We start from the raw sequence: 11,223 nt of genomic DNA, 5'->3' as shown, positions 1-11,223 counted from the left end.
TCTTCATGGCACCGCCGCGATACGCTGCGCAGACAAGGCCACAGAGCGCGCGGCGGGCGATGTCGCCGGGAGTGCGGTGAGAGCATCGACGAGCGCATGCGCGAAATACGCCGCGCTCAGGATGCCGCCTTCGGGCGGCACCTCAGCCATGCCGGTCATGTGGCCCGCGCTCGCGAAGGGCATGGCCCGCCAGACGCGGCTCGTTTGCATCATCGTCGCTGTCATGCTCGGCAATGGCTTGACATACACGAGCGTTGCGCGCGGATCGGCGTTGAGTGTATCGAAGCTGGTCATCGCCGAGGCCGCAGTACCATGGGCACCGCCCCACGCATTGCGCAAGCCGAGTCGCTCGAGTAGCTCGCCGAACAGGCTGTACGTGCCGAACACACGCAGATGCGATTCGTCGATAAAGCGTGTCAGGTAGACGGGTGCGGCGCGCGCTCGCGACGCCGCAGGCAGCGCGTCGAGTTTTGCGCGGGCCGCAGCGATTGCGCGCCGCGACTGCATCACGGCGGTCTCGCCTTGGCTCTCGCGCCTGAAGAGTCGCGCGAGGCGCATCGTCTCTTCGCAGGCGGCCGTATAAGGCGTGGGACTTGCGCGGAACATGCCCAAGGTGACGGTGGGCGCGATACGTTCGAGCGCGCCGCGCATTGAGGCATGCGCGGGCGTGATGACGATCAGATCGGGCTTGAGCGAGAGCATCAGTTCCATATTGGGCTGGAACATCAGGCCGAGATCGACCACGGGAGCCGGCACCGTACACGCGGTGAAATTGCGCCGGAAGCCGGGCGTGTTCGCCATACCGACGGGCAACACGCCGAGCGCGAGCGTGAGTTCCGCGAGGCCCCAGTCGAGCACGATCACGCGGCGCGGCGCGGCCGCCCGCGCGCGCGCGCCGAAGGACAGAAAAGCGCCGCCCAACAGCGCGGCAAGCGTGGCACGGCGATTCATTGCATTACACCCGAAAGAACTACCACTGGTATTTCGCTCCTGCCATCAACAGGCGACCTTGTCCCCAGTAGCAGTAGTTCGCGCTCGTACACGAGGCGAAGTACTTACGGTCGAGCAGGTTCGACACGTTCAGCCAGGTGGTCCAGCCTTGCATGCTCGTGAAGCGTCGGCCGAGGTCATAGCGCAGCGAGAGATCGACAAGCGTCGCCGACGACGTCATGAACGTGTTCGTCGTATCGCCGTACGAGCCGCCGATATATCTCACCCCGCCGCCGAACAGCACACCCGCGAGCGGACCGGCCGAGACCGTGTAGTCGGCCCACAGCGAAGCGGTGTTACGCGGAATGCCCACCGGTACCTTGCCGAGATTCGACGAATTGCTCTTCGTGTTGAGCAGGTTCGTATAGGTATAGCTCGCGATCAGTTGCAGATTGTTGGTCAGACTCGCGTGGCCTTCCACCTCGAATCCCTGCGAGCGCACCTGACCCGTCAGTACGCTGAAGCCGCTGTGCAGCGGATCGGAGGTCGCGACATTGTTCTCGGTGAGATGGAAGGCCGACACCGTGACGAAGCTGTTGTAACCCTTCGGCTGCAACTTCACGCCCACTTCATATTGCTCGGACGTCATCGGCGCGAACGCGGCGCCGCTATACGAACTGCCGACCTGTGGCTGGAACGAACGCGAATAGCTGGCATACGGCGCGATACCGCTGTCGAACTGATACACGCCACCCGCGCGCCACGTGAATGCACGGTTGAATTGCGTGGTGGTTACGCCGGTCTTGTATGAGGTTTGATCCTCGTCGGTCCAGTCCTCGCGTGCGCCGAGCAGGAACGACCACTTGCCGATGTCGATCTGGTCCTGCACGTACGCGCCGAGCTGTTTGATCGACGTCGCATTCGATGTCGAGAACATGAAGTTCGGGTACGGGATCGTCTGGCCGTAGATCGGGTTGCTTTCTTCGAGCCCCGGCGTCGACGACAGATTGCCGTAGAAATAGTGATCGAACTGCATGTTCTGATAATCGACACCGACCGTGACGTTGTGCTTCATCGGTCCCGTAGTGAACTTCGCGTTCAGTTGATTATCGACGGTATGCGAATTCAGGCTGCCGTAGTTCAGATAGGCGGTTCGCGCGAGCGTGTCGGTGCCCGTGTTGAAACCGTCGTTGCCCACGTACTGGATCGTCTGCGTGTTACGCAGGAAGCGATAGCTCTGTTTGAACGACCACACGTCGTTGAAGCGGTGCTCCAGTTGATAGCCGATCGACTCCTGCGTCTTGCGGAAGCTGTCCCATGTCGGCTCGCCCGGATATTCGCTGCGGCTCGTCCACGTGTAGGGCACCGAGTTGTAGATGCCTGCTTCCGGGTCTGTCTGATAGTTCGCGAAGATCGTGAACGTCGTGTCTTTCGACGGGCGGAACTGCAAAGTCGGCGCGATCGAGAAACGCTGCTGGTTCACATAGCCGGTTTGCGTGCCGGTATTGAAGCCGTCGGCGGTCAGGCGGTAGAGCACGGTGCCGTTCTTGTCGACCGGGCCGCTCAGGTCGAAGAATCCTTGCAGGCGGCCATAGCTGCCCGTCTGGAAACCCACCTCGTGGTAGGGCGTATCGGTGGGCATCTTGCTTACGAGATTGACCGTGCCACCCGGCGAGCCTTGCCCGTACAGCACCGAGGCCGGGCCGTGCAGCAGTTCGATGCGCTCGAACATATACGGATCGAAGCTCGTGACGTTGTAGCCAAAGCCGCCGTTCGGGCCGGGCGTGCGCAAACCGTTCCAGTATTCGTCGACGAGGAAGCCGCGCGCATAGAGGTATTCGAGCGAATCAGTATTGGTGCCGCGCTGCTCGGGGTTGATGCCAGAGGTATAACGCAGCGCCTGTGCGACGCTCTGCGCATTCTGCACGTCCATCTGGTCACGTGTGACGACCGAGATCGCCTGCGGCACCTTGATGATCGGCGTGTCGGACTTGGTGCCGGCTTCGCTGCGCTTCGCCACGTAACCCACCACCGGGCCCGTGCCCGTTTCCTTGTCCCGCGCGCCCTGAACAGTCACCGCGGGCAGTTGCTGGCCTGACTGCGCGGTTTGCGTCGCTGCGTCTGATGCCGCCACGGGTGACGCCGCCGTTTGCGCGCTGGCGATCTTTGCAATCGCTAGCGCCACGATCGCCGTGATCGTGCGCACTTTCATGCGCTGCGTGCTTCCGAGCTGGTTATTTACACTGCCCACTGACTTCTCGCCCCATCCCCGATTCATCCCGCCTGCCTTATTCAAGATTTGAGATTCGCCGCAACATTAAATACGAATCATTATGATTTGTATGCATGGTGCGGCATGCGGACGATAGAATACGTGCCAGGTTTTGCCGACGTCCTGTCAATTAGCTACGCCAAACCGTCGAAATTTAGCGGTTTTGCGATATTTTCGTGAAAAACTTACAAAATGACCGAGTTCTGGCAACGCTTTACTGGAAGTGAGCGGCGCTACCTCAAGCGTCCAGTCATCGCAAAACGATACGATTTCGGCGCTGGCGACATTGAAAGCTGGCACTCGCACACACAGCCGCAGTTCGTCTACACGACGCGCGGCGTGCTGCGTGTCATCACGCCGGACGGCGCATGGACGCTCGGTCCGTACCGTGGTCTGTGGATCTCGCCGCTCGTCGCGCACGAGTTGCAGGCGGTCAGCCCGGCGGTGATGTACACGGTCTATTTCGAGGGCGATATCGCGCCGCGCGATGAGCCGAACTGCCATGTCTTGATGATTTCAACGCTGCTTAACGAACTGGTGGCCGCCCTCGCGCTGGATCAGCAGAACGGGCATCCCGAGCGTCGCTCGAAATTGATCGATCCGCTGCTACTTCAGGAGATGCGCGAGGCGCAACTGGCGTTCGAAGGACTGCTGCCGCTGCCGAAAGACCGCCGGCTTCAGCAGATCTGCGGCCAATTGATGGACGTGCCCGCAGACAACACGCCGCTCAACGACTGGGGCACCCGTGTGGGCGCGAGCGAAAGCACATTGGAGCGCGCTTTCAAGGAAGAAACTGGCCTCACGTTCGGGCAGTGGCGTCAACGGTTGCGGCTGGTGGAATCGATCGCGCGACTCGCCAAGGGCATGCCTGTCTCGACCATCGCTGCCGATCTGGGGTACCGCAACTCTAGCGCCTTCATCACGATGTTCCGACGTGCGATGGGTGAGACGCCGCAGCGTTTCCTGCGCAGTCGCGGCGGCGCTCTGGAAGCGGATGGTATGCAGCAGGTGCAATGAGCGACACGAGCAAGGAGCCCTCGCGAGGATGCGTGTACAGACCCTTTATATCGTTTGTCGGACACGGCGAGGTTGGCCCTCGCAACGGTTGGAGGGTGTCACACTCGCCGAATACTAGCGATGCGCCAATGAGACCGGCGATATCGAACGCGTATTGCGGCTTATTTCTCGCTGACTGCCAACCGAGGCAACCGAACTGGGTTTACGCGTGGGAAATCTAGCGATCACAGAAACTTGAGCGCGAGCGTTATGATGCTGACAACCGTGCCGACCGCCGCGATGGCTTTGCCAATCCCGAAAGCTGTGTTGTTTGGCTTCGGCTTCGAAGGATCGGGCAAACCGAGCACGCCATAGGTCACCGATTTGAGCGAAGACGGAGAATCGGCTGCGCTCGTTGAATCTGTTACGCCACCGCTGCTGGAAGCATCGTCAGCCGAGGCTTGTGCGCTTTTCTGCAAACCCTCGTCCGACAACGTAACCTTCGTACTGGACTCCGGTGTGGTGCCCGTTTCTTTGTCCTTCTTGACCGTTGCTGCGCTGACGGTCGCATTCGGCGTCGCGGGCGTGGCAGCGGCAGCTCCGGAAGTGGACGTTGTAACCTGCATATTGAATATCCCTACATATTTCGCGTCGTCATCAAGCTTTATCTCTTTCGGTCTTCAAAGCTTTGGAATTCGACGTCACAAACATTTGTCTACATCATAACGGCCATTGAATTCAATTCTTTAGGATGTCCTTCACGTTAATTCAATTAACATTAAATACTTTCTATATATTTCACTGTGTTTCTTATTGGAGGGTATGGGGCATTCTCAGAAACGATGGCGAGTTCCCGCGGTCGCCAGCACCTGATTGTCGTTGTGCTGGCGTTGGCTTTGTCGCCGAAGGGCGAGTCATTCGGTCGGCGATACCGTAAAGTCTGACAGTCGACTGAGCGAGCGCGCTCCCTGCGAACGCCACTGTCACCTTCATCCAGCGACCCAAACGCTGCTTCATGTAAACAGCGTAGGAGGCGTCGGCGCATGAGTCTTCGAGAGAGCTCGCGAACTCGGGCTGGAAGGCATAGTTGCAAAGCGTCTCGATTCACCCCACACGTGCGGGCGGTCGCGCGTGTGGCTCAAAATCAAGAACCGAGACTACAGCCCGTGCGAGGCGCTCGGCTTGGGTGGTAAGCGCAAAAGCGCTGGCTTTCAATGCTGCGCGTTGAGTTGTCCGATTTCATCGACGAATCCCGCGCGTAGCCGCTGCAAGTGCGGATTGTCCTCAGGCAGTGCCGCTAACGCAACACTAAGCGCCGCGCCTACTTCGGACACGTTCGCGTGTGCGACAGCGAAACGCGCAATTTCCAGGAAGAAGTACATTTCCTCAGCTTGGACGTTGCCCTCTTCATGGATCTCCAGGAGGCCAAAATCGCCGTCTTTCTGGCCCATTAATTCTTCCGGAACCAGATAGATGCGCCGGAACCAGCCGCCAGGCCCCTCCACCTTGTCGTGCTCAAGTCGCAGGGGGACGCCCGCTTGGGTGTTCGGTGTGGTCATAGGATTGCTCCATGATATGCGTGCCCCACTTGCTAGGATGGCGGAAGGGCGCAACATGCGGTTATTGAGATATCTGACCTGTTCTCTGGCGACTCTTGAATGCCTGCGTTCTAGCGCTGCGCTCAAGCAGTTCCGATAGTACATCGCCAAACAGAGATCCAGAGTAAGCTGGCCCGGGGCTAATGCAAGCGGCACAATTTGCGGTTGCGACCTGGGCGTCAGTTGGCTATGGTGATCCGTGCACACCGTTTGAGCGCCACGTGCCACAGGAGTGAACATGAAGCGATTTGCGGTAAGAAGTTCGCCGGTGCACGGACGTGGGGTGTTCGCGTTGCGTTCTCTGCGCGAGGGAGAGCTTCTAGTCGAGTACAAAGGAAAGCGGATGGGCTGGCGTCAGGCGATTTCGGCACACCGCGCGTCTGGCGAGTCCGGCCATACGTTCTTTTTTGGTCTGGCGGATGGCAGGGTGATCGATGGCGCGCAGGGCGGTAATAGCGCGCGCTGGTTGAACCACGCCTGCGAGCCGAATTGCCGGGCGTTCGAGATGGACGGTCGTGTGTTTATAGAAGCCGCTCGCGACGTGGAGCGCGGTGAGGAGCTATTTCTCGACTACGGCCTTGAGACGGACGTGCTGGACTATGAAATGGCCCGCATCGAATACGCGTGCCGATGCGGTGCTCGAGGATGCCGCGGCACGATGATCGCCGGTGTGTGAATACGCTAAACTCGCACGACTCGGGTGGCACGATGCGGAACCGCGCACGCGATCTGAAGGGCATAAAACCGGCCGTTGACTGGATGTGGTCAATAACCCAGCAAATCGCGGGCGGCGCTTATCTTCGCGTTAATGACGCTGCGCTCCATTGACCCTCGGCCGATCTCGTTCACCGGCACCGATGGGACAGTAAGCGCGCCGTCGCCGTTGTTTAGGGTCCGCTCCGGGCAGTCGTGGAGGTCAATCCGTTGGATAAAACGCGCGCCGCTGTTTTGTAGCGCGCATAGCATTCTGCGGCCTACAGATTGTGCCTTGAAATGCTCCGTGCTGGACTCGCTACGGTGGCGTGCAAAGGTTGTCACGGGAATGAGGAAGCGTCAGTCCTGTTCCTGCAAACTATCACCTTGACACCTGGATTCCCTCACCATTTCCTGGCGCCCCTTCAGCATGCCCGAGAGCCAGCCGAAAAGTCGGCCTGCGCCGCTCTCGGGATCGGCGTCATGATTTGCGAGTTCTTCTTCTTCTTCTTCTTCTTCTTCTTCTTCTTCTTCTTTTTCGACGTCACGATCCGACAGGAAGTGGGTGTATTTGCAGTCAGGACAGGGCTGGCTTTGCGCGTTGACGTCAAGCCGCACCTTCCTTGCGTCAGCTACGCGAAGACTGACTATCGACTCTGGGTCAATGTGCGCGTCAACGAGAACCTTCCCAAACCAGTCCCAGACGCCTGGATGCCCTAGCATGTTTTCAAGGCCGTATGTCTCGATCCATTCCCGGCATACAGGTGGCCTGCGAGCGTAACGCGTGTGCATTTTGCCGCGTTCCTCAAAATAGATGAGCACGCGCGGCCTTGGCCACGAGTAGTTCGCGTCGAGATGGTTCGCTTCCCACGCTCGCATACCAACGGGATCCATCTGTTGGCCGACGATGCGTCGTTGCACCTCGATATCAATTGCACCGCCTTTGTGTTCGAACTCGTCGATCTCGAGCAACTCGGCGATGACAGGCTGATTGTCTTCGAAAGCGGTGGGGTCCAATGTGACCGCGCATACGATGATCTTGTCGCGGGGCGGGACGTACAAACCCAGGTAGCCGCACTCGTGGTCGGTGAAGCTCAAGACGATAGCGTGACCACTGCGAACAGCCGCTTCAAGATTCGACGGCGACAAGTGGGCGAGCGAACGTGCTTGTTCCCGTGCAAGGCGACCAAGGCGGAGCTCTTTGACCACGTGGCTATAGCGACGTAGAACCCGGCGGCGCGTATCTGCTTTGATACTCAAACTGAAACCTCAAGTGAAACGTTGTGCATCGAGTCTACGCGAAATTGAACGAGCGGCGCAGACGAACAAAGCATAACGAGCGGTGTGGCCGTCGGTTACGGTTTGTTGCGCCGAAATCGACCCTGCTATATTCGATTCCGGCCGTTTGATCGGCATCTCATCTCAGGGCACTAGACGTTGCATCAAATTTCACCTGACGTCCGTACGACTCCGCCCCTTGAAGCCTTCAAATTCTGCTCTTACCTCGGCCCAACGGGCCAAACACCAGTCTCCAAATTGGAAGGCCAAGTTCCCCGTCACCTCAGTCCTTGTAAACGCGATCGTTTTCCATTACCCTGCGGCCTATGACGGGCAATCGGACCGCAAAAATGGCTCAGCAGGGGCAGTTATTTGAGGAACTCGACTCGGGTGACGAACCCGGCATGGTCGATCTCGCGCCCTCGCGCGACGATTGGCTTCGCCTGCCCGCGCAGGCATTTGAGGCATGGGTACTGAATATCGCAACAAGCGATGGCAAAAGCGCGTACTCCGATCAGAGCATCAAGCAATACCGCTCGATGTTCAACGCATTCGCCCGATATCTCGTCGAGCGCAGGACGACTGTGCTCTCGGTCGGGCCGGCCGGCGTACGCGACTTCCTTGCGGACCTGAAGGGCCGCGACCCTGGCGAGCCGGGCGTCGCGTCCGAGGAGCGCAAAGCGAAAGCCCATCCAGCCCAGCGCTCTACGATCAAACGCCACGCCGACCTGATCGACGACGTAATGAAGCACCTCGTCGCCCGCGGCTATCGCAAGTCCAATCCGGTGTTTGACGCGACGCGCCAACGCGTCGGTCGACGCGGTGGACCGAGGACGGTGTGTATGCCGACGGAAGTCGATGAGCGCCTGCAAGAGTACCTGCTGCACGAGATGGACGCATCAACATGGGCACATCGACGCGACCGCGCGCTCCTGCTACTGCTCATCGGCAGCGGGATTACGGGTGGGCAAGCCGGTCGTGCTCGCATCAGCCAGTTCGTGTTCGATGACGTCGTGCCGTCGTTCGACTGCATACCGGATCCTGATGAAGAGATTGGGGGCTATCGCGCGGTGCTCGCACCGTTCTGCGTCGAAATAGTGCGCCAATGGGTTGACGAACGTGCAAGGGGGGAGGGAGCGCCAAAGGCCGCTGAGAAGGACATTGTCTTCCCTGGGCGCGGAGGCCCGGCGCTCTCGAATGTGAGTGTCTGGCAAACGGTCCGCGCTGCCCTCAAGGCCATTGGCTTCCACGGTGACGACATGGGGCCCCGTGTGCTGCGCACCACCTATGCGCGGCGCCAGCTGCTTGCGGGCGCAACGATCGAAGAGGTTGCAGCTCTCCTGGGTGTCGAGAACACCACCATCATCAAACGGCTGGTGCGCATGACGCCAACGCGCTCCGGCTACGTTCCTGTTTGATGCCGCGGCAACGTCCCGCCACGACTGGCCAGCGGGACGTTGCTGAAGCGGCGCGATGGAGCGCCCGGCGCTCTAGGAAAGCACGACACTCTGCTACCGTGTCCGATTCAGCATCGATGAAAATTCGCGGGACCAGACCAGTTGTCGGGCGCTAACAGCCGGAGCTGGCTGGAGCTGACTAACGGAGGGCGCGGGCGGGGCACTGTAGCGCCGCACATGCGTTTAAAGATCGGACGACCCGGGATCGGCTGTGCTGCCAGCCTGGGCTACAGCAGTTATGCTTACGTTGTCCGACTCTGCTTCCAGCATCGTCCTCCGCAGCATTCTCAGGCTGGTGGTTGTGCGTCAGCTTAGCGGCCCACGCCTGTATCTGCCGGAGCGCCTCTTGTGCGGCATGCCTAGCCGTGTCGTCCTGCTGTGGAGACTCATCGTCGTCCTTGACTTTTGACTGCGGGTTGGGCACAAGTCCGACTGCCGCCGACGGCGAGGACGAGCGGGGCACCACCGGCCGGTAGGAGCGCCGTTGACGACCTGCATCCGTTCAACCTGTTCAGTGTCGCCAGCGTCGCTATAGGTCTCTTTCAGGTCGACAAACGCTGTGCTCTTCGGCCGGACAGATAAAGCGTCGTACCGTCGCTTCCACTTTAGTTTCCCTTAGCGGAGGCGAACGCGGGTTGTACGCTCGCGCGCAGTTTGTGCCTCCACGGCACTGGCTCCCGCCGCAGATTGTGCATCCTTCGCATCTTTGACCGTCGTTGCCAACTGGGCTTTTTGGGCATGCTCTTTTGCCTTGTTGGCCGCAGTTTGACAATTATCAGCGCCCTTCCTTGCTGCGATCGCGGCGTTGCGGGCTTCCTTGGCCAATGCCTGCTTGCTCGGGTCCGTCGGCACTTCCGCTTCAAGCTGCGCTGCATATTTTTCAGTTGCCTGAGCGTCGTAATCTGCCTGCTTGGCATCGAGTTCGGCTGCGTCAGATGCTGCGATGGCCAGCCTCACCGCTTCGGCCATCTCGTCTGTCTCGTCGGCTACCTCCGTTTCAGCCGCGTCCGCTTCGTTGACTGCCACACTAGCAGGCACGACGAGCGGAGCCGAACGTGAGGCCTTGCGGGTGGCTTCGGGCGTGACGGGCGACGGCTTGGGGTTTAGTTTTGGAGACGGGGCTGCCGTCGATGTTCCGCCTGCGTTTTCAACAACCTCGGCTGTAAAAGGTGGCTTGCCAGTGGAATGCCGGTTTGCTTTGCTGGCCGATGAGGCGTGCGCCTCGGGCTGCTTCACCTCTCTGTTATCCCTAGGGCGGAAGACCCACCAGATAGCCATTGCGACAAGGGCGGCGATGACGAGAAGGCCTAAGATGGTCGGCAGGTCCATGCGTTTGTTCCCTAAGGGGTTGACTGGAGATCGCGAATGATCAGGGGCTTGAACGAGTCTAGCCGGGACACAATCAAGACGCCAGAATGAATCAACGCTCCTGATAACCGCAGTTGAAGTAAACCGCTGGTGCGGTAGCGAGCAATTAGCCAACGGCGCCGTCTCCGGCACGCTGCGCAGGACTGTGTTCTTTCAAATACGACCATGGCTGTGCAGTTTTTGCCCTGTCTTTCGAGATGAGTCAGTCATGACACCACCACATCCGCGCGCATGATCGACGATATGTGCGTGCGCAACCTGGCGACTAATACCCAGTGCGCATAGCTGCAGCAAGTCAGTGGGTTCGCCCAGTATTTGATCGGGATGCGCGTCAAACCTCCCCATTCATGGGGAGGAAGGAAAGCGCGGACGCCGAAGGCGTCCTTGACAACCGGTGTCCCGTGATACGTTGAATCCATGGAACGGCTTCAAGCCTTTAAATTCGAACTCGTGCCGACCGGCGAACAAGCGCGCACGATGCGCCAGTTCGCGGGCGCGTGCCGGTTCGTCTATAACAAGGCACTGGCGTTCCAGAAGGAAAACCATGCAGCCGGTCAGAAGTTCGTCGGCTACGTCGGGATGGCGAAGCGCCTGACCGAATGGCGCAATAGCACGGATACGCCGTGGCTGA

General features: G+C 59.7%; 10 protein-coding genes. 4 read left to right on the top strand and 6 right to left on the bottom strand.

Annotated elements, in window-relative coordinates:
* Positions 1 to 3: 3 nt before the first annotated feature.
* Positions 4 to 951, bottom strand: coding sequence for an ABC transporter substrate-binding protein (locus U5A67_RS39085; RefSeq protein ID WP_321818581.1), 948 nt, complete (start codon positions 949 to 951; stop codon positions 4 to 6).
* A gap of 19 nt (positions 952 to 970) precedes the next feature.
* Entirely contained in the window at positions 971 to 3,142 is a 2,172-nt protein-coding gene (locus tag U5A67_RS39080; protein WP_321818580.1) for a TonB-dependent siderophore receptor, read from the bottom strand.
* A 252-nt stretch (positions 3,143 to 3,394) separates the two neighbouring features.
* Between U5A67_RS39080 and U5A67_RS39075 the strand changes: the two genes are divergently transcribed.
* Positions 3,395 to 4,219, top strand: coding sequence for a helix-turn-helix transcriptional regulator (locus U5A67_RS39075; protein WP_321818579.1), 825 nt, complete (start codon positions 3,395 to 3,397; stop codon positions 4,217 to 4,219).
* 224 nt (positions 4,220 to 4,443) lie between these two features.
* On the opposite strand, the gene U5A67_RS39070 is transcribed toward U5A67_RS39075, so the two are convergent.
* Together U5A67_RS39070 and U5A67_RS39065 are read right to left on the bottom strand one after the other, a co-directional pair.
* Complete coding sequence (locus U5A67_RS39070; protein WP_321818578.1) at positions 4,444 to 4,824, bottom strand: hypothetical protein; 381 nt, start codon at positions 4,822 to 4,824, stop codon at positions 4,444 to 4,446.
* A 585-nt stretch (positions 4,825 to 5,409) separates the two neighbouring features.
* Complete coding sequence (locus tag U5A67_RS39065; RefSeq protein WP_321818577.1) at positions 5,410 to 5,757, bottom strand: hypothetical protein; 348 nt, start codon at positions 5,755 to 5,757, stop codon at positions 5,410 to 5,412.
* 277 nt (positions 5,758 to 6,034) lie between these two features.
* Here U5A67_RS39065 and U5A67_RS39060 point away from each other — a divergent pair, with 277 nt between their 5' ends.
* Complete coding sequence (locus tag U5A67_RS39060) at positions 6,035 to 6,472, top strand: SET domain-containing protein (protein ID WP_321818576.1); 438 nt, start codon at positions 6,035 to 6,037, stop codon at positions 6,470 to 6,472.
* A gap of 377 nt (positions 6,473 to 6,849) precedes the next feature.
* On the opposite strand, the gene U5A67_RS39055 is transcribed toward U5A67_RS39060, so the two are convergent.
* Positions 6,850 to 7,749, bottom strand: a complete 900-nt coding sequence (locus tag U5A67_RS39055) for a hypothetical protein (RefSeq protein ID WP_321959817.1) — start codon at positions 7,747 to 7,749, stop codon at positions 6,850 to 6,852.
* Between the two features lie 368 nt (positions 7,750 to 8,117).
* Here U5A67_RS39055 and U5A67_RS39050 point away from each other — a divergent pair, with 368 nt between their 5' ends.
* Positions 8,118 to 9,185: a tyrosine-type recombinase/integrase gene (locus tag U5A67_RS39050; RefSeq protein ID WP_321818574.1), complete on the top strand. Its 1,068-nt coding sequence runs from the start codon at positions 8,118 to 8,120 to the stop codon at positions 9,183 to 9,185.
* Positions 9,186 to 9,839: 654 nt separating this feature from the next.
* Here the strand turns inward: U5A67_RS39050 and U5A67_RS39045 are convergent.
* Positions 9,840 to 10,553: a hypothetical protein gene (locus U5A67_RS39045; protein WP_321818573.1), complete on the bottom strand. Its 714-nt coding sequence runs from the start codon at positions 10,551 to 10,553 to the stop codon at positions 9,840 to 9,842.
* A gap of 456 nt (positions 10,554 to 11,009) precedes the next feature.
* On the opposite strand from U5A67_RS39045, the gene U5A67_RS39040 reads away from it, so the two are divergent.
* Positions 11,010 to 11,223: helix-turn-helix domain-containing protein (locus U5A67_RS39040; protein ID WP_321818572.1), on the top strand; the 214-nt coding region annotated here is incomplete at its 3' end.

Origin of the sequence: Paraburkholderia sp. J69-1 (assembly GCF_905220255.1) — a bacterium.
Classification (GTDB): Bacteria; Pseudomonadota; Gammaproteobacteria; order Burkholderiales; family Burkholderiaceae; genus Paraburkholderia.
This window is presented reverse-complemented; position numbering and strand designations above follow the sequence as displayed.